Below are 23,014 nucleotides of genomic sequence, written 5' to 3' on the forward strand. Positions count from 1 at the left end.
GCACTCCTCTGCCTCCGGAGAGGAACAGACCGAAGGGTTCGTACCGATAGTCGGTACGAACCCTTCGGTCTGTCATGCGGCGTCCGTCCATCCCGCCTGCCCGTGCCGAGGTGGCTCGCGTCGCGCTGGGGCCATCGAGTCGGTGGTGCACACAGATCACGGGCCGGTGCGGAGTCCACACGTCTCCCTGACCCGCTGTGTCCACAGCGAACCGTCGGCGGCGCCGGAGGGATCAGCATGATGACCACCCATGGCGACGGCGAACCTTCCCGGCATCGAGCGGATCGCGGGCGGCCAGGATCAGGCAATCACCCGCCAGCAGCTCCTCGAGCACGGAGCAACACCGAACTGGATCAGTCGCCAGGTCCGTAACCGGCGCTGGCAACGAGTCTTCCGCGGGGTCTACGTCATCCACACCGGCCCACTGCAATGGCGCACACGGGCGCGTGCCGCCCTGCTCTACCTGGGCGAGGGAGCGGCACTGAGCCACATCAGTGCCGCCTTTCATCACGGCCTTCGCGACCGGCCGGGCCGCGTCATCCACGTCAGCGTGCCGTCGAACCGTCGCCCGGCACCCCAGCGCGGTCTGGTCATCCATCTGCGCGACGCCATGCCCCCGGCTTGGGGGCGGCTCAGGGCGATATCGCCGGTCTCCACAGTCCTGGACCTCGCTGATGACCCGTCCGTCCACGAGGACGACGTCGTGGGACTCGTCTGCGCCCTCGCCCGGCGATCGATCCCGCTGAGTGCACTCATGAAGGAGCTGCGTGCACGCAAGCGGGTGCGACATCGCGCCCTACTAAAGGACCTCGTCACGGCGGTAAAGCTCGGCGTGGAGTCGCCCCTCGAGTACCGGTACCACCGTGTGGAGCACTCGCACGGTCTGCCTCGATCCACCCTGCAGGTCCGCGAGGTCCTGGACGAGCTGTGGCTGCGGGCCGACTGCCGATACCTCAAGCTCGGCGTCCGCGTGGAGCTCGACGGACAGCTTGCACACCCGAACGGCCGGACCGATGCCGACGTGTGGCGCGACAACGCCGCACTGATCGGCGCCGTTGAGATCACGCTGCGGTACCGCTGGCACCACCTTGTGGTGACGCCCTGCGAGGTGGCGCGACAGGTGGCACTGGCTCTCATAGCGCGTGGATGGACAGGACGACCACGCCGTTGCTCGCCCGGGTGCGCGGTGGGGGATCTCGCCGACCCGCCTGCCGGCAGCCGCCGCTGACGCCGAGTCGGGCGGCAGCCGCACCTGTGACCCGCCGAATGAGCCGGCGGTCGCAGCTGGCACCAGCCGAATGAGCCGACAGTCGTAGCTGGCGCCCGCCGAATGAGGCGGCAGTCGCAGCTGGCGCTCACCAGTCCGCCGACAGTCCCAGCCATTTGCCCGAACGATCTGTACCGATATCCGGTACAAACTCTTCGGCCTCCGCGGGGCCGACGGGATGGGACCAGCCAGATCACCGACCGCCAGCGGACGGTTTGCCTACGGCTGGTGGGGTTCCGTGTCGGACGAGCGGCCGACGGGCGCGTCTGCGTCCCGGACCACGGGGGCGTCGGCATCCGGGCCGGCGGGGGCGTCGGGGTCCGGGCCCGCGGGGGCGTCGAGGTCCGGGCCGGCGGCCGCCTCCGCCTGGCTGTAGAGGTCGGGCTCGAGGTAGATGTGCAGCTTGAGCGGCACCGCCTCGCGCAGCCGCACCTCGGCCGCGTCGATGGCGTCCGCGATCTGCTCGGCGCTCGAGCTGCGCGGCACGGAGACCTTCGCGGCCACGAGCACGTCGTCCGGACCGAGATGCATGGTCCGCATGTAGATGACGCGGTCCACCCCCTGACCCGGCAGGGCGTTCCTGAGCGCGTGCTGGTGGTGCGGCAGCGCCGACTCCCCCACCAGCATCGACATCATCTCGCGGGCCAGGAACACCGCTATCACCACGAGGAGCACGCCGATCGCGGCCGAGCCGACGGCGTCCCAGCGCCCGTCGCCGGTGGCGAGCGTCATCCCCACGCCGAACAGGCCGAACACGAGCCCGAGCAGCGCTCCGGTGTCCTCGAGGAGGATCGTCGGGATCTCGGGTGCTCGCGAGGCCTTCACGAACTGGAAGAGCGTCATCTTCCCGCGTACATGGTTCGCCTCGATCACGGCTGTGCGCAGGGCGAAGCCCTCCATCACCATCGCCAGCAGCAGCACGGTGATCGGCACCCACTGCCAGGAGTCGATCGGGTGCGGGTCGGAGAACTTGTGCCACGCCTCGTACAGCGCGAAGAGCCCACCGAGGCTGAACAGGACGATCGAGACGATGAAGGCGTAGACGTAGCGCACGCGCCCGTAGCCGAACTGGTGCTCGCTGGACGCCTTGCGTCGGGCACGCCTGCCACCGATGAGGAGCAGCGCCTGGTTCGACGTGTCGGCCACCGAGTGCACGGACTCCGCCAGCATCGAGCTCGATCCGGTCAGCAGGTAGCCGACGAACTTCGCGATGGCGATGCCCAGGTTCGCAAACAGTGCGGTGATGACTGCCTTGGTGCCGCCCGATGCCATAGGTCGTTTCCCAACGTTCGATCCGTCGGACTCAAGGTCCGCGCACAGGCTATGCGATCAGGCACAGGGGCGCCGGTCGTGCGGTCAGCTGCCGACTCGTCGTGGTGGCCCGACACCCGGGCGCACGTCCGGCCGACCGGAACGGTCGCACACCATCGCCGCAGCGGCAGCTGCTGCCTGTGACGCGCGCCCAGGTGGGTCTGCGCAGCCAGAGAGGTCGATTCGGGCGGACAGGTCAGCCCAACGGGGTCAGCGCAGGCAGTCGGGTCAGCCCAGGCAGATGAGCCCAACGAGATGAGCCCACGTAGGTCAGCCCCGGCAGGTCTGACCGTCAGACGCCGACGTGCCGGGCCTCGGACTCGAGAAGGATCGGCACACCGTCGCGCACCGGGTACGCGAGCGGGTTGACCTCACTGGTCGAGACGAGCTCTGGCTCACCGTCCGGTCCGGTTCCGTCCACGAGGTCGGCACCGGTCACCGGGCAGCGCAGGATGTGCCGCACCCACGGGTCGATGCCGAGCAGGGAACGGCCGGCGTCCGGGCGGGACTGGCTCACGTGAGGCCTCCTGAGTCTTGATCTGCCCGCCAGCCTACCGGCGGAACCTGCCACCACGATCGACGTGGCGATCGCTCGCGAACAGCCCGCTCGACCCGTCACGCGCAGGCACCTCCCCGAGGAGCTACTCCCCCTCGCCCCGCAGGACACGCAGATGGCCGCGGCGGCCGATCTCGCCGTCGGCAGCAGGCTCCGGCAGCCGGTGCGTGACGGGTGCCGGTGCGGCCGAGCCGGGGCGCTTGGCCGGCACGGTCGCCTGCGGCGTGGAGCGCGAGGCCTCACGGACCGCGTTGGCCAGCGCCACGAGGTCGTCGTCCGACGGGGCAGCCGGCACGAAGTCCGTGGCCAGACGCACCACGTCCCACCCGCGCGGCACCGTCAGACGCTCGGCGTGCACGTCGCACAGGTCGTAGCTGTGCGGCTCGGCGCTGGTGGACAGCGGGCCCAGGACGGCGGTGGAGTCGGCGTAGACATAGGTGAGGGTGGCCACGGCTGATCGGTCGCAGGCGGACCTGGTGCACTGGCGGACGGCTCTCACAACCGCTGACGCTACCTCCTGCGACGCCTTGCGCGGAGTTTCCACGCCGTGAGCCCCGTTACGCTCGTGTCGTGAGCGAGTCCGACCTGCCAGTCCCCGCGGTGCCGGTGCGCCGCGGCGCCAAGCGCCGGGACCGGCGCGGTCGTGGGCTGCGCGGCCCGCTCGTCCCTCCGACGCTGCCCGCCTGGCGGACGAGGGCGGACAAGTTCGACGACGTCGTCCTGCGTCGGGTGCGGCGGCTCGACCGTCAGTGGTCCAAGCAGCTCAAGGGCGTGGAGTTCGCCGTCGAGGAGGTCCCGCCGTCGGACCCGGCTCCCTGGGAGCACCGGACCGTGGCGCTCGGACGCTACTTCCCGGCCGACCCGGCCGCCGGGCTGACCCACCGGATCGTGATCTACCGCCGACCGCTGCTGGCTCGCTGCGAGGACGCCGAGGACGTGGACATGCTGGTGCGGGTCGTGCTCGTGGAGCAGGTCGCGAGCATGCTCGGCCGCGCCCCGGAGGACATCGACCCGGGCTACCCGGCGGAGTAGCGAGGTCCGGCGGGAAGCGGGTCCGGCGGAGCAGCACGGTCGGACGGGAAGCGGGTCCGGCGGAGTAGCGAGGTCCGGCGGGAAGCGGGTCCGGCGGAGCAGCACGGTCGGACGGGAAGCGGGTCCGGCGGAGTAGCGCGGTCGGACGGGAAGCGGGTCCGGCGGAGCAGCACGGTCGGGCGGGCAGCGGGTCCGGCGGAGTAGCGCGGTCGGGCGGGAAGGGCGGAGCGCGGCCGCGGGCAGCGGGTTCGCTATTGGTCGATGTCCACGAGCACCGACCGCGCCGCCTGCGGGTCCGCGCTCAGCGGCAGCACGGTGATGAGCTCGCCGTCGTCGGCCGTGGCGGTCAGCACGGCCGCGCCCAGCACCCCGGTGCCGTCGTCCCCGTCCTCGGCCGGACGCACGACGACGGAGGCCAGATCCTCCGCGAGGTCGCCGGCGTCGGTGCTCACGGTGCTGCGGGCCGGGATCGTCACGGGGACCGGGTCGCCGATCGTCCCGCCGGCCGTCACGGGGACGAGCTCGACCGTCACGTCTTCCTCGGCCGGGTTGGTCAGCACGAGGGCTCCGGCGTCGACGAGGTCGCCGAGCCCCGGCGTCTGGAGCAGCCCCCTCGGCGCGGGCTCCGCGGCCGCGGTCCACGCCCGGTCGACCGGAGCGGCGTCGGGGTCCAGCTCGCCCGCGAGACCCGTGCGAGCCAGGACGACGCCGCCGGTGACGGGCTGGTCGGCGTCGACCTCGACGGCGTAGGCGCCCGGCTCGAGGCCGGCGAGGCTGAGGTCGAGGACGGCTCCAGGATCGAGGACGACCTCGCGCGCCCCGGGTATCTCCGTCTCGCCGTCCGCGCCGAGGAGCGTGACCTCGGCCGTGGCGATCTCCTCGCCCGGGTTGACGAGGCGGACCGCTGAGGTGGCGGTGTCCTCCGGGGTCGACTCCCCGAGCACGACGCCCGGGATCGTGACGTTGAGCGCCGGGGCGGCAGCCGGGCTCACCGTGTCCAGGCCGGCGCTGACCAGCCCGTTCAGCTGCAGGTCCTGCACGGTCGCGGTGACCTCGCCGCCCGCGGCGTCGACCCGCAGCGCGAGCGCGGGGTCCCCGGTGGCGACCCCCTCGAGCAGGATCGCGGTCTGGCTGTGCGGGGCGACGACGATCTCGCTGAGCCGGGCCGCGTCGGCGAGACCCAGCGAGGTCCACATCGTCGCGGTGACTGTCGTCGTGGTGTCCCCAGCGTTGGTCAGCACGAGCTGTGCGCTCTCCCCGAGCTCGGTGGCTCCGCCGACGAGCCACGTGGTGGTCGACGGGGCCAGGCAGCCGGTGGCGCTCAGCCCGCGCAGGTCACCGGCGTTCGTGCGGGTCAGTGTCGCCCCGCCTGCCAGGGCGCTGACGCCGTCGACCGGCTGCGCCTCGAGCACCCCGGCACCGTCCGGGTCGGTGAGTGTGAGCTCGCGGACCGAGCCGGAGCGCGTCAGCTCCTCGGTCGCGCCCTCCAGCAGGGTGTAGCTCGCCTCGGCAGCAGCGGCGTCCGGACGGGGCACCGTGAGCAGCCGGGTGAGGGTGCTGGGGACGACGTCGGCCGGGTCGATCTCGGGGTCGACGGACATGCCCTCGCCGGTGGTCAGGGTGGGGGGCCCCGCACAGACGGCGGTCACCGGGCCGGCCGGCACGTCGACGGCGCCGGCGGGTGTGGCGGCCGCGACAGGTGCCGACCACTGCTCGCCCGCAAGCACGGCTCCAGCCGTCGCGGCGAGAATCACCAGCGCTGAGACGGTGGCGCCGAGACGGCGCACGGCTGCGCGGCCCCTGGGCTGCTTGCGGGCCGCAACGCCTTCCTCGGGCTCGGCGCCGGTCTCTGCGTCCGCCCCGGTATCTGCCACCGCCGCGGGCTCGTGCGTCTTCGCTGGCCCCGGCTCGGCTCCGGCTCCAGGCTCGTCCCCTTGCGGGCCGGCGTCAGCGCTCGGCTCGCGCCCCGTCGCCGGGGCCGGACCAGCCACTACCCCGGACTCCGCCCCTTCCACGTCGGGCTCCCGCGCAGCCTCGGGCTCGGGGCGAGTGCCGGCCTCGGGCGCCGGCGCTGTCGCGGCGGACCCGCCCTCGAGGTGCGCCCGCTCCTCGCTCGGGGCGTTGTCCTCGGGCACCGCAGACCCTTCCTGCTCACGCATCAGACCAGCTCCGTCCGTCGGCGGCGGACCGGCAGGGCGAGCAGCACCGTCAGCCCGATCACGATCCCCTGCACCCAGGCCCACGCGGTGCCCAGCGGCTCCTCGTAGGTCACGGTCAGCGTCCCGGTGTGGGCCGGCAGCTCGAACGCCTGCCGCCACCCGTCGGTCGTCGCGCGCAGCGGGCGGCCGTCGTAGTAGGCACGCCAGCCCGTGTCCGCCCGCTCGGCGAGCACCAGCGTGCGGCCCTGCGGACCGGAGGGCAGCTCGGCGCGCATGTCGACGACGCCGGCGTCGACGTCCTCCAGCCAGGCACCCTCGGCGTCGACCACCCGCGCCCGGGCGACCGACACGGCCGACCCGACCTGGTCCTCGCTGCGCGAGACCCGCCAGATCACCCCGGACTCGTTCTCCGTCACCCGTTCCAGCCCGGCCGTCGCGTCCAGCTGCGCGATCAGGTCAGCGCGCTCCGCCGTCGTGGGCTCGGTGCCCTCGGGGACGTACGTCTCCTCCGGCGGGACGACCACGATCCCGACGGCGTGCCGGCCCAGGACCGCGCCGTGATCCTCCCCCGCGCCGACGGCGAGCGCGGCGACGACGGCGGCAAGCTCGGTCTCGGCCGGGTCGGCCTCCGTCGCGGTCAGCGCTCGCGAGGACACGATCGCCGCTGCGGTGGTGAGCTGCGGCCCCGCGTCGCGCCACACCTCAGCGCGCACGGTCTCCCCCTCGGGGATCAGCGCAAGCACGCGCGCCCGGGTGCCCGAGCTCTGCATCTCGGCCGCAACCGCCGGCACGGGCTGCCCGGCACGACCGTGCACCGCCAGCAGCTGGGTCGGGCGGTCGTGGCCGGCACGCACGGCCACCAGCCATCCCGCGGCGGTCGCCAGCGGGCCGAGGACGACGACGAGGGCCAGGAGCCCGACGCCGACCTGGCGGAGGCCGAAGCTGCGCTCACCGAGCGAGCCCCGCAGCCCGTCGCCGGCGCTCACCGCGGCCATCAGGAGGCCAAGCACGACCAGGGAGGTGCCGGGACCCGCCCAACCTCGGACGACCTCGGCGCCGCCGTCGAGAGAGGTACCCACGGCGACGTCCGTACGTGCGGAGACCAGCGCCGTGACGATGCCGACGACGGCGCTCAGCCACCCCGCCCGCACGGCCCACAGTCGGCCGCCGCCGCGCAGAAGGGCGGCGAGGGCGGCCAGCAGGAGCGTCCCGCCGCCGAGAAGCATCCCCCACTGGGCGAACGCCTCGCCGACGGTCCCGTCCGCGGGGTCGAGCCCCGGGAACGCGGGGGGCTCGGCGGGCCAGCCGAGCACGCTGAGCCAGGACGGTCCCGCGTCCGCCGCGTAGGCGACGCCGGGGTCGGTCAGCAGCAGTCGCCAGCTGCCACCCCCGAGGTCGCTGACGGCCGCGACGACGAGCGGGCCGAGGACGACCAGGGCCGGCACGGGGACGGCCAGCAGCATAAGGCGGCGTCGCGGCACGACGACGGTGAGCAGCAGCACGGTCACGATCGCGGCCGGCAGGAGGACGGGCGCCCCGGCTGCGGCGCCGGCCAGCGCCAGGGCAGCACCCGCGCCGGCGGCGATGGAGCCGGCACGGCTCCGACCGGCACGGAGGGCGCCGACGTCCCCGGACGGCGCGGCGCCGGTGGCGGCGATAGTCCTAGTGCCGGTGGCAGTCTTAGTGCCGGTGGCAGTCCCGGTGCCAGCGCCAGTGCCAGTGCCAGCGCCAGCGCCGGCGCCGGCGCCATCGCCAATGCCAGCGCCGGTGCCGGTGCTGGTCCGAGCGCCCGCGCCAGCGGCAGGAGCAGCTGCCCGGACCGGCGTGGTCGCCCCTGCCTTCTCCGCTGCTCGCTCCTCGTCGGCGGCCCGTGCCCGGGCGGTGCGGCGGGCGCCGACGAGGCCGGACAGGATGACGTCGCGCCGGTCGACCCCCACCAGCCGGGCGATGCCGAGCGCGACCCACGGAAGCAGGACGTGGGCCAGGAGCGCGCCCAGCCGGCCCTGACCGGTGGCGAGCAGCAGGGCGGGAGCGAGCGCCCACACGACTGCGGCCCAGGCCCGCAGCGCCGTCGACCGGCTGGCGGCGCCGGCCGCGAACCACCCGCCCACGCCGGCCAGCGGCACGGCGAGGACGACCAGGATGCTGATCAGCGTGCCGGTGGCCGCCCCGAACGGGGCGAGGAGGAGCATCGGTACGGCCAGCGCCTGCAGGAGCGGGTCCGCGGGCCCACGGTGCCCCGCCCCCTCGGCGATCCAGCCGGAGCGGGCCGCACCCCACAGGTCGGCCAGTCCGGCGTCCGCCGGGAGCAGCGCCCCGCCGGTCAGCGGCCCGGCGAGGGCCAGCGGCAGATAGGCCACGAGGGCGACGGCGGTCAGCGCCAGCAGGACGACAGTCGCCGTGGTCCGCCGGCGTCGCGCCAGGGCCGCGCGCTCGGCGATCTCCAGCTCGCTCGGCGCCACCGCGGCGCGCCGGGCGGCCGAGGCCTGCCGGCGCACGTCCCGCTTGGCCGCCCGGATGTCCGAACCGGTCGCCTGCAGCGGGGCGAGGGACCGCGCCGGGATGCGCCGGGTGCGCGAGGCGTTCCGGCGGGCGCGCCACAGAGCGCCCGGCTGGGCGAGGACAGCGAGCACGGCGGCGATCTCGGCGCCGGCGAGAGCGAGCTCCTTGGTCGCGAAGCGCCACAGGGCACGCAGCGGCGCGAGCAGCACCTGCCCGACCAGGAGCAGCGGGACCAGCGCGGCGGGCGCGGCGACGAGGGAGTTGTGGAGCTGGGCCCGCCGTCGGGCGAGGTAGGACCGGCGCGGGTCCGCGGCGGCGTCCCGGGTCGCCCCCGGCGGCGTGCGACCGTCGTCGCGGAGCCCGAGGAAGGAGGCGCGGGCGTGGTGGACGACTGCTGTCGGGACCACGACGACCCTGTGGCCGGCGAGCCGGGCGCGGCGGGAGAGGTCCAGCCCGTCGCCGTAGGGACCCAGCGCGGGGTCGGTGCCGGCGAGCTCGTTCCAGATCTCCAGGCGCACGAGGGCACCGGCGGTCCCGACGGCGAGCACGTCCTCACGGTGGTCGTGCTGGCCCTGGTCGATCTCGCCGGGCTCGATGTCCGCCACCCGCCGCGCGGTGCGGGTGGCACGGACGCCGACCTCGAGCAGCCGGTCGGGCACCGTCCAGTCGCGCTGCTTCGCCCCCGCGATCGCCACGGAGCGGCCCGACTCGGCGGCGTGCAGCAGCCGGTCCAGGGCCTCGGGCGCCGGGGCGGAGTCGTCGTGCAGGAGCCAGAGCCACTCGGGCCGGGACGCGTGGTCGGGCGCCGCCCCGCCGACACCGACGGCGCGGATCTCGCCGCTGGTCACCGGGCTGAGCTCGCCGGTCACCCCGGACCACGAGCCGCTCAGGGAACCGCCGAACGAGCCCGATGTGCCGCCGTCGCCTCGTTTGCGGGCGCGGCGCACGGCCCGCTCGACGAGCGCCGCGTACTCGTCGAGGCCCTGCTTGACCGCCTCGCCGAACGTCGTCGCCTCAGACGCCCGGACCACCCGTACCCGGGTGACGTCCTCGAGGCCGGCGTCGGCGACGGCCTCGTGCACGGGGATCCCGGTACCGAGGTCTCGACCGGGCGCACCGACGTCGACCACCAGGACGACGTCGGGCACATGGCTCTGCCCCGCGACCGCGGCAAGGGTGCGGGGCAGGTAGGTCGACACACCGGCGCTGACCACCACGGCGAGCGTGGACGGTCGGACAGGCTGAGGGGACGCGGCCGCCATCAATCAGGCGGCCGGGTCAGACGGCGCGGCGCTTGAGCTTGCGACGCTCGCGCTCGGAGAGACCGCCCCAGATGCCGAAGCGCTCGTCGTGGGCGAGCGCGTACTCCAGGCACTCGGCGCGCACCTCGCACGAGCCGCACACACGCTTCGCCTCACGGGTCGAGCCGCCCTTCTCGGGGAAGAACGCCTCGGGATCGGTCTGCGCGCACAGGGCGCGGTCCTGCCATGCCAGGGCACCGTCGTCACCCTCATCGCTGCCCAGCAGGTGCAGGACATCGGTGTCCACCTGCTCGTCAGCCACCATGCCCGAGGTCAGCGGACCTTCACCGAGAATGTTCCACACGGCTCTTCCCCCTCCTCGCTAGCGGTTCTTGATCTCGTAAATTACACGCGTGTCATCCCCTGGCGTCAAGCCCAGAAGTGCTATGGCTCGGCTCGAAGTTCCCGAACTTGTGTGCTTCTCGGCGTGTCGTGCGGCGTGTCGGCCGAGTTCGTGGGACAAGGCCCGGTGCCTGCTCGGCGCCGAGCGGTGCCACGGTAACCCGGCGAGCCCCGTCGGTGCCGCGCCGTAGGCTCGCCCTCATGACTGCACCTCGAACGCTCGCCGGACGGCTGCTCGACGGCTTCCTCCAGGACGGCGCCGCGCCGCGCCTGACCTGGTACGGCACCGACGGCGAGCGCACCGAGCTCTCGGGGCGGGTGCTGGGCAACTGGGTGACGAAGGCGGCCAACCTCCTCGCCGAGGAGGCCGACGCCGAGCCGGGCACCACGGTGGTGCTCGACCTGCCGGTGCACTGGCGGGCGCTGGTGTGGGCGCTCGGGTCCTGGACCACGGGCGCCCGGGTGGTCCTGCCCGGCGCCGTCGAGCGGAGCGCCGACGTGGTGGTGACCTCCCGGCCCGGGCACGACCCGCGCGAGACGGACGCCGACCTGGTGCTCGCCGTCGCCCTGCCCGCGCTGGCGATGCGCTGGACCGGTCCCGAGCTGACCGGCGGCGCGGTCGATGCCGCGGCGGCCCTCATGACCTACCCCGACGTGCTCGGCTACGTCAGCGAACCGGCGGAGGACGACGTCGCCCTCCTCGGTGCGGACCTCGAGGCCACGTTCGGCGAGCTGACGACCTGGGCGCGCGGCAGCCGCGAGCTCGGCCGGCCCGCCCGGGACACCGACGACGACACGACGCCGGTGCGGGCGCTCGTCTCGCCCGCCGACCTCGACGGGCTCGTCGAGCAGGCGCTCTCGGTCTGGCGCGCCGGCGGCTCGCTCGTGCTGGCCGAGCCGGGCACGGACGAGGCGAGGCTCGAGCGCATCGCCCAGGACGAGCGGGTGGACCTGCGCTGGTGACGTGCGCTCGCGTGTGACCACCGGCGCGGCAGCCCTGCCACGAGGCTCCTCAGCGCCTGGGCCGGGTCGCCGCAGTGACCGACCAGCACGTCAGGTCTCGGTACCCCGCACAGACCTTCGCGTGACGCCCCCGGGGCGATCTCCCGGCTACGGCACGTCCGCCTGGACGAGCGTGCCCGTGCCCCGGACCGTGACCGGCCCCTCGTCGGCGCGCACGAAGGCGGCCTGACCGCGGTCGAGGGTGAGGGCACCGAGATCGCTGCGCGCGCTGACCTGGCCGGCCAGGCACAGCAGGATCCGCGGGCCGCGGCCGGGCAGCGGGTGCTCGCCGCCGTCGGCCACGTCGGTCACCGAGAGCTCGAAGTCGTCGACCGGGGCGTAGTAGACGCGGGTCGAGCCGTGGAAGACCTCGGGGGCCGGCCGGATCGGGGGCGCGGCGACGTAGTCGACGCACTCCAGCATCTCCTCGACGTCGACGTGCTTGGCCGTGAGCCCGGCGCGCAGGACGTTGTCCGAGGACGCCATGACCTCCACGCCGAGCCCGGAGAGATAGGCGTGGACACCGCCGGCCGGGACGAACAGCGCCTCGCCCGGCTGGAGCGTGACGGGATTGAGCAGCATCGAGGCGACGACGCCCGGGTCACCGGGGTAGGCCTCGGCGAGCATGACCACCGTGCCGTCGGCGCGCGGCGAGGGCGACCCGTTCTCGAGGCGGCGGGCGCAGGCGTCGGCGAACTGCTGCACCGCCTCGGCACTCGGCCGGGACCGGCCCTCGAGCAGCGCGGTGAACGCCCGCCGCATCCCGGCCGCTGACGGTTCGTGCCGCAGGAGGTCGTGCAGCTCCCTCGCGAGCGGGACCTTGAGGTCGGCGAAGAGCTCGGCGGCCCGGCGGGGGGCCCGGAAGCCGCACACGGCCTCGAAGGTGGTGAGGGCGAAGACGAGCTCCGGCTTGTGGTTCGCGTCCCGGTAGCTGCGTTCGGGGGCGTCGCGGGCGATGCCGGCGGCCTCCTCGGCGGCGAACCGCTCGCGGGCCCGCTCGAGGCTCGGGTGGACCTGCAGCGAGAGCGGGCGGGCGGGCGCGATCACCTTGAGCAGGTACGGCAGCTCCGGGCCGAAGCGGGAGACCACGTCCGCACCGAGGGCCGCCTCCGGGTCCTGGGCGAGGAGGCTCCGCAGGTCCGTGCCGACGTCGGTGCGGGCAGGTCCGCCCGGGTGGGCGCCGAACCACATCTCGGCCACCGGACCGCCGTCCGACCGGACCCCCAGGAGGGACGGGATGGCGGTCTTCGATCCCCACGCGTAGTCGCGGGCCGCCCCGGTCAGTCTGTGCACGTCTGCCCTTCGGTCGAGGTTCGCTGCCACGTTAGCGTCCGGCATGGGCCAGACTGGGCGGATGCGAGGAATCATTCTGGCCGGCGGGTCCGGCACACGGTTGCACCCCATCACCCAGGGCGTGAGCAAGCAGCTCGTGCCGGTCTACGACAAGCCGATGGTGTACTACCCGCTGACCACCCTGATGCTCGCCGGGATCCGCGACGTGCTCGTGATCACCACGCCGCACGACGCCGAGTCGTTCCACCGGCTGCTCGGGGACGGGTCGCAGTTCGGCATCAGCATCTCCTACACCGTCCAGGACGTGCCCAACGGGCTCGCGCAGGCGTTCGTGCTCGGCGCGGACTTCGTCGGGGACGACGCCGCCGCCCTGGTCCTCGGCGACAACATCTTCTACGGCCCCGGCATGGGCACGACCCTGAGCCGCTTCGGCGACATCGAGGGCGGCGCGGTCTTCGCCTACCACGTGTCCGACCCGACGGCCTACGGCGTCGTGGAGTTCGACGAGAACTTCAAGGCCCTGTCGCTGGAGGAGAAGCCGGCCCGGCCGAAGAGCTCGTACGCGGTGCCCGGCCTGTACTTCTACGACAACGACGTCGTCGAGATCGCCAAGAACCTCGAGCCCTCGGCGCGCGGGGAGTACGAGATCACCGACGTCAACCGCGCCTACCTCGAGCAGGGGCGGCTGCAGGTCGAGGTCCTCCCCCGCGGCACCGCCTGGCTGGACACCGGGACGTTCGACTCGCTCGCCGACGCCACGTCCTTCGTGCGCACGGTCGAGGCCCGGCAGGGGCTGAAGATCGGCTGCCCGGAGGAGGTCGCCTGGCGTCGTGGGTTCCTCACCGACGACGAGCTGGCCGAGCGCGCCGAGCCGCTGCGCAAGTCCGGGTACGGCGAGTACCTCCTCAACCTCCTCGCGCACCGCATCTGACGCGCCTGAGCACCCCGGCGCCCCAGCCGGCCCGTCATGGCCGCGAGAACAGACCGAACGGTTCGTACCGGTATCCGGTACGAACCCTTCGGTCTCCGCGGTCGGCTGATGACTCGGGCCGCTGAGCGCCGTGACGCCCGCTTCCGCTGCAGCCGTGCGTCCACCTAGACTGGCAGCCGGCGCGCCTCAACGCCCAACCCCAGACCGGTTCTCCACGCGGGCCGGCATCGCGGGGCAAAGGGGACTTCGAGAGCCTCGAGGCGCCGCGCGAACCATGCTTCCACCAACGGACGGCACGGCTGCGGCGGCGGACGGGGCGTGGAGCCGACCGTCGCGCGCGCAGCCGGAAGGTCCGACATGACCAGTGGCAAGCAGCTGAAGGCGCGCGTACGCGCGCGGATGGCCCGCACCGGCGAGCGGTACGCCGTGGCCCGGGCGCACGTGCTGGGTGCGAGCGGCGGGGCTGGACCCGTCGTCGATGCCGGGTGGACGCTGCGCGGCGGCACTGACCCGGACACCGCCGCGCTGGCCAACGTGCTCGAGCACCGCGGGGTCACCGGGCCGGACTGGCCGCTGACCGAGCCGCTGTTGCTCGTCGTCGGCGGCGGCCTCGGTGCCGGCTACATCCTGTGGGAGTTCGCGCACGACGACAGTCGCGTGGTCACCCTCGGGTTCACGCACTCGTGGCAGTACTTCGACCGCCGGCTGGCGACGACGGTCGACCGGCTCGGGCTGGACGTTGCGTGGTCGCGCACCGGCGGCTCCGGCGCCGCGGCGCGGGCGCTGGCCTCGACGCTGGCCGCCGGCGACCCTGCCATCGTCTGGCCGGACCGCTACCACGTCGGTTACTGGAACCTGCCCGAGCACCTCGACGGACACGGCGGCCACCCAGTCGTCGCCTACGCCGGTGGGGGCGACCAGGTGCACGTCGACGACCGCACGCTGGGCCCGCTGACCGTGCCCGTCGCCGCGGTCGACCGGGCGCGAGCCCGGGTGGGCAGCTACAAGAACACGATGCTGGTCGTCCGGTCCTCGGACGAGGTGGTGCCGGCCGACCGGCTGCGTGCCGCGGTGCGGGACGGGCTGCAGGCGATGGTCGACCACCTGGCCGGCTCGTCGACGTCGTTCGCCCTGCCCGCGTGGCGCAAGTGGTCGCGGCTCCTGGTCGACCAGCGTGCGGCGAAGGGCTGGCCGACGGTGTTCGCCGACCGGCGCGGGATGCTGCGGGCGCTGGCCGGGGTGTGGGAGGGGGTCGAGCCCGCCGGGATGGACGGCGGGCACCTGCGCGGCCTGTTCGCCGACGGGCTCACGCAGGCCGCCGCCGTCCTTGAGGAGCCGGCTCTGGCGGCCGAGGCGCAGCGGTGGCAGGAGATCGGGCAGCGCTGGCATCTCCTCGCCGAGACCGCGCTGCCGGACGACGTCCCGGCCATCGCCGAGATCCGCGAGCTGACCGCGACGGTGACCGGCGCCGTCGCCGAGGGGGACGCCGGAGCTGCGGAGCGCACGGCGGCCGCCGAGCAGCTGTGGCGGCTGCGGGCCGAGCACGCGGACGCGTCGCCGCTGGACGAGGAGCGGCTGGCCTCCATCCGCACGGCGATGAGCGCACAGCTCGCCGCGATCCACGAGGCCGAGACGAGCGCGGTCGCGTCACTGAGGGCGGTGCTCAGCCGCTGAGCGCCGGCGCCGCGTCGCAAGAGACACCGGGGCGCTGCGAGCTCGCGCTCAGCGCGCTGCGAGGACCGCCCCGGCGGCGGCGCGCCACCGCTCGGCCCAGTCGCCGATCGGCTCGACTCCGACGCGCCGCAGGGCGTCGTGCCCGAGGACGGAGTACGCCGGGCGCGGCGCCGGGCGCACGAACGCCTCCGACGTCGTCTCGCCGACCATCGCGGGGTCCTTGCCCAGCCCGGCGACGATCTCCTGGGTGAACCCGTGCCAGGACACCTGTCCCGACGACGTGCCGTGGTACGTGCCGGCCGGCGCCCCGGCCTCGACCAGCCGCACGATCAGGTCCGCCAGGTCGACCGTCCAGGTGGGCTGGCCGACCTGGTCCGCCACCACAGACAGCTCGTCGCGCTCGGCGGCAAGCCGGGCCATGGTCTTCGGGAAGCAGCCGCCGTGCGCGCCGTAGAGCCAGGCGGTCCGCACGATGAGGTGGTCCGGCGCCTCGGCCCGCACGGCCCACTCCCCGGCCGCCTTCGTGCGCCCGTAGGCCGACGCCGGAGCCAGCGCCGCGTCCTCCGCGTACGGCTGCGTGGCCGAACCGTCGAAGACGTAGTCGGTCGAGACCTGCACCATGCGGGCCCCGGCGCCGTGCGCGGCGCGGGCGAGCAGCTGTGGCCCGACGGCGTTGAGCCGGAACGCGCCGGCCTCGTCGGACTCGGCGTCGTCGACGGCGGTCCACGCCGCGCAGTTGACGACGACGTCGACGTCGCGCACCGCCGCGGCGACCGAGCGGGCGTCGGTGACGTCGAGCTCGGCCCGGCCGGCCGCGCGCACGTCGTGCGTCCCGCCCAGCCGCTCCACCAGGTCCGTGCCGAGCATGCCCGTGGCTCCTGCCACCAACCAGCGCATCGCGTATGTCCCTTCGTCGACGTCTCACCGCAGCCTAACGACGACGCGAGGCACTGTTCCGGACGCCTACCGCCCAGGTATCGTGGGTCACAGTGTCCGGACGTGCAGGTGCGTTCCGGGCCGGCGGGCACCATGCGGGAGCTGGCACGCGCGCGGCACCACTTCCCCGAACCGAAGGACGCACAGCATGGACAGGCTCCGGCTCTTCATCAGCACGACCGTGACGAGCATGCTGGTCCTGGCCGGCCTCGTCGCGATCTCGCAGCCGGCGGCCGCCGCCGAGGAGCGCTACCCGGCGCCGGCCAGCGGCTACTGGGACGTCAACGGGCGCGGCTGGGGCCACGGCATCGGCATGTCCCAGTGGGGCGCTCTGGGTGCGGCCGAGCAGGGCCAGTCGTACACCCAGATCCTCGACTTCTACTACCCCGGCACCACGAGGAACACCGTTCCCAACTCGAACATCCGGGTCGCGCTGAGCCAGGACGACTACACCCCGACGGACACGGTCACCCTCGGCGTCCCCACGGGGCAGCGGATGACGATCAAGGACGCAGCCGGGAACGCCATCGTCTCCGGCGTGGCCGGGCGGTTCACGGTGACCCGCGACAGTGACGGCTTCACCATCGAGCGCCGCGACCGGATCGACGTCAACGAGGCGGACGCCGACCGTGGGGTGCGGGCGACCTACGAGTCCGCCTCCTCGGAGATCGAGTTCTCCACCGGTGACGGCGTCGCCGTGTTCCCCGTGCAGCGGGAGACCGACGGCACCTGGTACCGCGGCACGCTCCGACTGGTGGGCAGCGCGGGCGTCGCCGGCGCCTTCGACGTCGTCAACCACCTCCGGCTCGAGGACTACCTCCGCGGCGTGGTCCCCCGCGAGTCCCCGTCCGCCTGGCCTGCCGAGGCTCTGAAGGCCCAGGCCGTCGCGGCCCGCAGCTACGCGCTGACCGAGAAGAAGGCGGCGCACTTCGACACCTGTGACACGACGCAGTGCCAGGTCTACGGCGGGCGCGCGGAGGTCGTCGCCGACGGCGTGGCCTTCGGTGTCCGCTCCAACGAGGCAGCAAGCACCGACGCAGCGATCAGCGCCACCGCCGGCCAGGTCCGCTGGTACGCCGGCAAGGTCGCCTTCACCCAGTTCTCCGCCAACAACGGCGGCTTCTCCCGTCAGGGCCGGGCGTACGGCGCCGAGGTCCCCTACCTGCCGGCGAAGGCAGACCCGTGGACCGGCACCGGCACCGGTGACGCGCGCACCCGGTGGACCGACCGCCTCGCCGTCAGCACCGTCGCCCAGCAGTGCCCCGACGACGGCTCCCTGCGGACCATGGTCATCACCCGCGACGGCAACGGCGAGCTCGGCGGCCGGATCGTGCAGGCGCGCCTGGAGTGCTCCACCGGGAACGTCACCCTGAGCCGTCCCGCGTTCGGGATGTACTCGAGCTGGTGGCGCCCCGTCGAGCCGCCGTACGGCTTCTTCCTCAACGACTCCTGGACCGCGACCGCCAACACGGTCTTCCAGTACGGCAAGCCCGACGACGAGGTCTACATCGGCGACTGGGACGGCGACGGGATCGACACCATCGCCATCCGCCGCGGCGCCGAGTTCCACGTGCGCAACTCCAACAGCGGCGGCGCGGCCGACCGGGTCTTCGTCTACGGCAAGCCGGGCGACGTCGTCCTCGTCGGCGACTGGAACGGCGACGGCGTCGACACCCTGGCCGTGCGCCGCGGGCCGGAATACCACATCAAGAACTCCGTCGCCCCGGGCAGGGCGGACCAGGTAGTCGTCTACGGCCGCTCCGGTGACGCCGTCGTCGTGGGCGACTGGGACGGCAACGGCAGCGACACCCTCGCCGTGCGACGCGGGATGGTCTACCACATCAAGAACTCCATCTCGGCCGGGAACGCCGACCAGGTCGTGCCCTACGGCAAGGCGGCCGACGTCGTCATGGTCGGTGACTGGAACGGCGACAGTCGCGACACCCTCGCCGTCCGGCGGGGCCGTGAGTACCACATCAAGAACTCGATGAGCGGAGGCAAGGCCGACCTCGTCCTGGCCTACGGCCGCCCTGGCGACAAGGTCATCGTCGGCGACTGGAACGGCGACGGCACCGACACGCTCGGCGTGCACCGCACCCCCTGACGCACCGGCGCCACGCGGCCGGCCGCGCGCGTCCGACGCCGGCCCGGTCGCGCCGCACGGCGCCGGTCGGGTCCGAGCCGGACCCGCGGTCGTCCCTTTGCGCGACCGCGGGGCCGGACGCTGGGCACCGCGTTCGGCCAGGCCGCGGGCACGTCGGTACTGTGGGGCCGCCGGGCACCGTGCCCGGGCGATCGAAGGGATGTGCCGATGGAGTTCCGTGAGCTGAGCGTGCCGGGTTCGTGGGAGATCACACCCAGGCTGTTCGGCGACCCGCGCGGCGTGTTCCTCGAGGCGTTCAAGGAGGAGGCGTTCGTCGAGGCGGTCGGGCACCCCCTGAACCTCAGGCAAGCCAACTCCTCCGTCTCGGCCGCCGGCGTGGTGCGCGGCGTCCACTTCGCCGACGTGCCGCCGTCCCAGGCCAAGTACGTCATGTGCCCGCGCGGGGCGGTGCTCGACTTCGTCGTGGATATCCGGGTCGGCTCCCCCACCTTCGGCCGGTGGGACAGCGTGCTCCTCGACGACGTCGACCGTCGCGCGATCTACATCTCCGAGGGTCTCGGGCACGCCTTCTGCTCCCTCGAGGACGACTCCACGGTCGTCTACCTGTGCTCGGCTCCCTACGCCCCGGGCCGTGAGCACGGGGTGCACCCGCTGGACGCGGACGTCGGCATCGAGTGGCCCACCACCGGCCGTGACGGCGCCCCGCTGGAGCTGCTCCTCTCGGACAAGGACACCGCTGCACCCGGCCTGCTCGAGGCGAAGGAGCAGGGGCTCCTCCCCCGCTACGACGAGGTCCAGGAGCTCCTCGCCTCGCTGCGCGCCTGAGCATGACCGACGAACCGACGGTCGTCGCCGTCGTGGTGACGCACCGGCCGCGCCCCGAGCTGGTCACCCCGCTGCTGGAGGCGCTCGCCGCACAGTGCGCGCACGTCGTCGTGGTGGACAACGGCTCGTCGGCGCAGGCGGTGGCCGACCTGCGGGCGAGCGGCGCCCGCCTCGGCGTCGACGTCGTGGCGCTGGCCAGCAACGAGGGCATCGCGCACGCCCAGAACGTCGGCATCGCGCGGGCGCGCGAGCTCGACGCGGACTGGGTCCTGCTCTCCGACCAGGACTCGCTCCCGGCCGCGGACATGGTCGAGCAGCTGCTCGCCGGTGCGCGCCGGGCGACCGCACGGGGCGACCGGGTGGCCGCCGTGGGGCCGGTGTCCTCCGACACCCGCTCCAGCACCGAGCAGATGGTCTACGTCAGCCGTCGGTGGGGGCCGCGGCGGGCCCGCCCGGACGAGGTGCACGACGGCCTGGTCGACGCGGCGTTCCTCATCGCCTCGGGCTGCCTGATCGAGGCCGCCGCCCTGGACGAGGTCGGCGGGATGAACGCCGACTGGTTCATCGACCACGTCGACCTGGAGTGGGGGCTGCGCGCACGCCGGGCGGGCTACGGCCTCTACGCCGTCACCGACGCGCACCTCGACCACGAGCTCGGCGACCGGCTCACCAAGCTCCCAGGCCGCGCGCAGGAGGTCCACGTCCACTCCCCCGTGCGCACCTACTACCTCACCCGCAACACCGTGCTGCTGATCCGCTCCGGCCTCATGAGCCGTGCCTGGTCCGTCGGCTACGTCGTCTGGCTGGCGAAGTACGTCGCGTTCAACTCGCTCCTCGCGGCGCCGCGACGACGGCGCATCCCCCTCATGGTCCGCGGCCTGCGCGACGGGCTCCGCGGACGGGTCGGCCCGCTGCGCTGACCGAACCGCCTCCCCCGACCGCCGCCACTGTCCGCCCCCACCGCCGACTGACACGCACTGCACGGGTCTGCCGCGGCAGAACGGTGCGGTTCGTGTCGCTCACCGGGGTCGCGGGCGCACCCGCCGAGGTCGTTGATGTGGCTTCGGCCCCGGGCAACATCTGACAACCGGTGGCCAATGCCACCTCCGCCGCACCACGATGGCCGCGAGCCGGCGCCGACGCCGGCCTGACGACGTCCACCGACGACGACGACGTCACCCCATCCAGGAGAGGCACCTCATGAGCAGGCCCTTCATCCCTCGCCCAGCCAGGACGGCCCTGACGGCCGCCTGTGTGGGCGCGGTCGTCATCAGCGTCGCCGCGGCACCGGCGTCCGCGGCCCCGGACCCGATCACGGAGTCCCTGATCGCCGTCCCCGACGTCCAGCCGGTCCCCGAGACCGCCGACAGCCACATGTGGTCCAGCATGGAGCGCGCTCGACTGCCGTTCGACGTCGCCGACTTCGGGTACGTCGAGGAGGAGTACTTCCTCTCCGGCACCGCCAACGTCTACGACAGCACCGACGACGAGCTGACGGTCACGCAGGAGGACGTCCCGTACGTCAACAACATCCTGGTGCGCCGTCCCGCCGCCGCGGCCGACTCCTCCGGCGTCGTGCTGGTCGACATCCTCAACGCCTCCAACGGGTTCCCCGGCGAGGACCACTGGCGGCGGATGTGGCAGTGGGCGATGGAGGAGGGCCACACCGTCATCGGCCTGACCTCCAAGCCGATCCAGGTCGACGCGCTGCAGAACTACGACCCCGAGCGCTACGCGGACCTGACCTGGGACCTCGACGACGGCGACGACGTCGGGCGCGAGCCGATCATCGCGGACCCCGAGGACCCGAGCAGCTTCGACCCCTTCATGGTGCTCGAGGACGCGGAGGAGGGCCTTGTCTGGGACATCATCACCCAGCTCGGCACCCTGCTCGACGGCGACGAGGCAGGCTCCGTCCTGGGTGGGCAGACCGCGGAGACGACCCTGCTCATGGGTCAGTCCCAGTCCGGGGTCTACCTGAACACCTACGCCACCCACTTCCACGAGCTGCAGGCGGAAGCCAACTACGGCTCCGTGTGGGACGGCTACCTCAACACGGTGGGGGCGGTGATCGAGCGACCGCTGGCACAAGGCACCGAGGACGGCTTTGCCACCCTCCCTGGTGCGGAGGTGGCGCTCGACGTCCCGTTCGTCACCGTGACCTCTGAGGGGGACGCCGGCCTGTTCGGGGCCGCCACGCTCGCCGAGAAGGAGCTTCCCGAGTCCCGGCGGCACTGGCAGGTGCCCGGCACCCCGCACACCGACCTGCTGTCCCCGGTGATCCCGGCGGACGAGGAGATCTACCAGGCGGGCCGGCTGCCGAACCTCAACGTGCACGACGAGGCGTTCGTGGACGGCCTCAACCTCTACCCTCTGGAGCCGGCGATCATCGCCGCCGCCGAGGCCCTCATCGCCTCCGCCCAGGACGGCGCCGAGCTCCCGGCCTCGCAGTGGTTCGACCAGGCCGCGGGCGAGCTCGTCCGTGACGAGGCCGGGAACGTGACCGGCGGGGTCCGCTACGGCCTCATCGAGCACCCGCTCGGCCAGTACCTCGGCGCCTCGGCACCGGGCGCGGTCGCGGGGTCCATGGACCTGATGTCCGCCGAGGAGTTCACCACGACGTACGGCACCCGCGAGGCCTACCTCGAGCAGATGTCGGCGTTCGACGACGGCCAGATCGAGGCCGGGTATCTCACCGAGTACGGCGCGGACTACCTCTACGCCGTGGCGAACCTGCTCCTGGACCGCATCGAGTCCGGGGAGCCGGGCGAGGAGCCGGGTGAGCCGGAGGAGCCGGGTGAGCCGGAGGAGCCGGGTGAGCCGGAGGAGCCGGGTCAGCCCGGGGAGCCGGCGGAACAGCCGTTCGGGTTCTTCCTGAACGACTCGTGGACCGCGAAGGCGAACCACGTGTTCATGTACGGCAAGCTCACCGACGAGGTCCTGATCGGGGACTGGGACGGCGACGGCACCGACTCCATCACCGTGCGTCGCGGGAACGTCTTCTACGTCTCCAACGCCCCCCGCGGTGGGGCGGCCGAGCACGTCTACGTCTACGGCCGCCCCGGCGACACCGTCCTCGTGGGCGACTGGGACGGCGACGGCAAGGACACCCTCGCCGTGCGACGCGGCGCCGAGTACCACGTCAAGAACAACCTGGCCGGCGGCCCTGCCGACCAGGTCGTGGTCTACGGACGCTCCGGCGACCAGGTCGTCGTCGGCGACTGGGACGGCGACAGCGAGGACACCTTCGCAGTGCGCCGAGGTGCGCAGTACTTCGTGAAGGACTCCATCGCCGCGGGCGAGGCCGACCAGGTCGTCGTCTACGGCCGTGCGAACGACGTCACACTCGCCGGTGACTGGGACGGCGACGACAAGGACACCTTCGCCGTACGGCGTGGGGCGACCTACTTCGTCAAGAACTCCATCGCCCCCGGCGAGGCCGACAAGGTCCTCGTCTACGGCCGTGCGAACGACGAGGTCTACGTCGGCGACTGGAACGGCGACGGCCAGGACACCCTCGGCGTCCGCAGGGTTCCGTGACCCGGTAGCACCGGTGCGGGGACCTGTTGCAGGACACCGCAGCACGCCCGCTCCACCGATGAGGCCCGCACCCGAGTACCGGGTTCGGGCCTCATCGGCTGCTCCAAGACTCGTGCTCAGCTCCCCCTCGAAGGCGTCACGGACGCGCAATGCAACATCTGGCAACCGTTGGCAGTTCCGCTCGGGCTCCCGGGAGAGTGAGCAAGGTCACGTCCGAGGAGGGCCGTGACGTGCCAGCG

Annotated in this window: 17 protein-coding genes; 9 read left to right on the plus strand and 8 right to left on the minus strand. The window is 73.4% G+C overall.

The features are described from left to right. Window positions 1–250 precede the first annotated feature (250 nt). Window positions 251–1,228, plus strand: a complete 978-nt coding sequence (locus tag GD748_RS16925; RefSeq protein ID WP_152196400.1) for a type IV toxin-antitoxin system AbiEi family antitoxin domain-containing protein — start codon at window positions 251–253, stop codon at window positions 1,226–1,228. A gap of 258 nt (window positions 1,229–1,486) precedes the next feature. Here the strand turns inward: GD748_RS16925 and GD748_RS16930 are convergent, their stop codons facing one another. The 3 genes from GD748_RS16930 to GD748_RS16940 all read right to left on the minus strand — a co-directional run bounded on the left by GD748_RS16930 (window position 1,487) and on the right by GD748_RS16940 (window position 3,633). Beyond that, window positions 1,487–2,539 carry a cation diffusion facilitator family transporter gene (locus GD748_RS16930; RefSeq protein WP_152196401.1) on the minus strand — a complete coding sequence of 351 codons (1,053 nt, stop codon included), beginning with the start codon at window positions 2,537–2,539 and terminating at the stop codon, window positions 1,487–1,489. A 331-nt stretch (window positions 2,540–2,870) separates the two neighbouring features. Continuing rightward, a complete protein-coding gene (locus GD748_RS16935) occupies window positions 2,871–3,095 on the minus strand; it encodes a Trm112 family protein (RefSeq protein ID WP_226921519.1) in 225 nt (74 codons plus the stop codon). 124 nt (window positions 3,096–3,219) lie between these two features. Next, entirely contained in the window at window positions 3,220–3,633 is a 414-nt protein-coding gene (locus tag GD748_RS16940; protein ID WP_152196402.1) for a DUF3499 domain-containing protein, read from the minus strand. A 71-nt stretch (window positions 3,634–3,704) separates the two neighbouring features. Here GD748_RS16940 and GD748_RS16945 point away from each other — a divergent pair, with 71 nt between their 5' ends. Beyond that, a complete protein-coding gene (locus GD748_RS16945; protein WP_152196403.1) occupies window positions 3,705–4,166 on the plus strand; it encodes a metallopeptidase family protein in 462 nt (153 codons plus the stop codon). 251 nt (window positions 4,167–4,417) lie between these two features. Here the strand turns inward: GD748_RS16945 and GD748_RS16950 are convergent, their stop codons facing one another. The 3 genes from GD748_RS16950 to GD748_RS16960 form a co-directional block, all read right to left on the minus strand. Next, window positions 4,418–6,325, minus strand: a complete 1,908-nt coding sequence (locus tag GD748_RS16950; RefSeq protein ID WP_152196404.1) for a DUF5719 family protein — start codon at window positions 6,323–6,325, stop codon at window positions 4,418–4,420. Beyond that, window positions 6,325–10,041, minus strand: a complete 3,717-nt coding sequence (locus GD748_RS16955; RefSeq protein ID WP_193312994.1) for a glycosyltransferase — start codon at window positions 10,039–10,041, stop codon at window positions 6,325–6,327. Before GD748_RS16955 ends, GD748_RS16950 begins: the two co-directional genes overlap by 1 nt. A gap of 64 nt (window positions 10,042–10,105) precedes the next feature. Then, on the minus strand, window positions 10,106–10,432 hold the full coding sequence (locus GD748_RS16960; RefSeq protein WP_152196406.1) for a WhiB family transcriptional regulator: 327 nt from the start codon (window positions 10,430–10,432) through the stop codon (window positions 10,106–10,108). 239 nt (window positions 10,433–10,671) lie between these two features. On the opposite strand from GD748_RS16960, the gene GD748_RS16965 reads away from it, so the two are divergent. After that, on the plus strand, window positions 10,672–11,433 hold the full coding sequence (locus GD748_RS16965) for a TIGR03089 family protein (RefSeq protein ID WP_152196407.1): 762 nt from the start codon (window positions 10,672–10,674) through the stop codon (window positions 11,431–11,433). Between the two features lie 147 nt (window positions 11,434–11,580). Here the strand turns inward: GD748_RS16965 and manA are convergent, their stop codons facing one another. Further along, a complete protein-coding gene (gene manA / locus GD748_RS16970) occupies window positions 11,581–12,765 on the minus strand; it encodes a mannose-6-phosphate isomerase, class I (RefSeq protein WP_152196408.1) in 1,185 nt (394 codons plus the stop codon). Between the two features lie 61 nt (window positions 12,766–12,826). Here manA and rfbA point away from each other — a divergent pair, with 61 nt between their 5' ends. Further along, window positions 12,827–13,696: a glucose-1-phosphate thymidylyltransferase RfbA gene (gene rfbA / locus GD748_RS16975; protein ID WP_152196409.1), complete on the plus strand. Its 870-nt coding sequence runs from the start codon at window positions 12,827–12,829 to the stop codon at window positions 13,694–13,696. A gap of 357 nt (window positions 13,697–14,053) precedes the next feature. After that, complete coding sequence (locus tag GD748_RS16980; RefSeq protein WP_226921521.1) at window positions 14,054–15,370, plus strand: BtrH N-terminal domain-containing protein; 1,317 nt, start codon at window positions 14,054–14,056, stop codon at window positions 15,368–15,370. A gap of 48 nt (window positions 15,371–15,418) precedes the next feature. Here the strand turns inward: GD748_RS16980 and rfbD are convergent, their stop codons facing one another. After that, entirely contained in the window at window positions 15,419–16,267 is an 849-nt protein-coding gene (gene rfbD / locus GD748_RS16985) for a dTDP-4-dehydrorhamnose reductase (RefSeq protein ID WP_152196410.1), read from the minus strand. A 187-nt stretch (window positions 16,268–16,454) separates the two neighbouring features. Between rfbD and GD748_RS16990 the strand changes: the two genes are divergently transcribed. From GD748_RS16990 to GD748_RS19645, 4 genes are all read left to right on the plus strand, one after another. Further along, complete coding sequence (locus tag GD748_RS16990; RefSeq protein ID WP_152196411.1) at window positions 16,455–18,410, plus strand: SpoIID/LytB domain-containing protein; 1,956 nt, start codon at window positions 16,455–16,457, stop codon at window positions 18,408–18,410. 207 nt (window positions 18,411–18,617) lie between these two features. Next, the gene (locus GD748_RS16995) at window positions 18,618–19,235 is read left to right on the plus strand and encodes a dTDP-4-dehydrorhamnose 3,5-epimerase family protein (RefSeq protein ID WP_152196412.1); all 618 of its coding nucleotides are present in this window, start codon (window positions 18,618–18,620) and stop codon (window positions 19,233–19,235) included. Window positions 19,236–19,237: 2 nt separating this feature from the next. Continuing rightward, complete coding sequence (locus GD748_RS17000; RefSeq protein ID WP_152196413.1) at window positions 19,238–20,155, plus strand: glycosyltransferase family 2 protein; 918 nt, start codon at window positions 19,238–19,240, stop codon at window positions 20,153–20,155. Between the two features lie 280 nt (window positions 20,156–20,435). Continuing rightward, the gene (locus GD748_RS19645; protein WP_193312995.1) at window positions 20,436–22,775 is read left to right on the plus strand and encodes an alpha/beta hydrolase domain-containing protein; all 2,340 of its coding nucleotides are present in this window, start codon (window positions 20,436–20,438) and stop codon (window positions 22,773–22,775) included. Window positions 22,776–23,014: the final 239 nt, after the last annotated feature.

It is taken from the genome of Georgenia subflava (genome assembly GCF_009193155.1).
In the GTDB taxonomy this organism is placed as follows: Bacteria; Actinomycetota; Actinomycetes; order Actinomycetales; family Actinomycetaceae; genus Georgenia; species Georgenia subflava.

Coding starts and splice junctions, on each gene's coding strand:
- GD748_RS19645 (WP_193312995.1), top strand. CDS start 20,436: ATGAGCAGGCCCTTCATCCCTCGCCCAGCCAGGACGGCCCTGACGGCC.
- GD748_RS16990 (WP_152196411.1), top strand. CDS start 16,455: ATGGACAGGCTCCGGCTCTTCATCAGCACGACCGTGACGAGCATGCTG.
- GD748_RS16925 (WP_152196400.1), top strand. CDS start 251: ATGGCGACGGCGAACCTTCCCGGCATCGAGCGGATCGCGGGCGGCCAG.
- GD748_RS16965 (WP_152196407.1), top strand. CDS start 10,672: ATGACTGCACCTCGAACGCTCGCCGGACGGCTGCTCGACGGCTTCCTC.
- GD748_RS17000 (WP_152196413.1), top strand. CDS start 19,238: ATGACCGACGAACCGACGGTCGTCGCCGTCGTGGTGACGCACCGGCCG.
- rfbA (WP_152196409.1), top strand. CDS start 12,827: ATGCGAGGAATCATTCTGGCCGGCGGGTCCGGCACACGGTTGCACCCC.
- GD748_RS16995 (WP_152196412.1), top strand. CDS start 18,618: ATGGAGTTCCGTGAGCTGAGCGTGCCGGGTTCGTGGGAGATCACACCC.
- rfbD (WP_152196410.1), bottom strand. CDS start 16,267: ATGCGCTGGTTGGTGGCAGGAGCCACGGGCATGCTCGGCACGGACCTG.
- GD748_RS16950 (WP_152196404.1), bottom strand. CDS start 6,325: ATGCGTGAGCAGGAAGGGTCTGCGGTGCCCGAGGACAACGCCCCGAGC.
- GD748_RS16930 (WP_152196401.1), bottom strand. CDS start 2,539: ATGGCATCGGGCGGCACCAAGGCAGTCATCACCGCACTGTTTGCGAAC.
- GD748_RS16980 (WP_226921521.1), top strand. CDS start 14,054: ATGACCAGTGGCAAGCAGCTGAAGGCGCGCGTACGCGCGCGGATGGCC.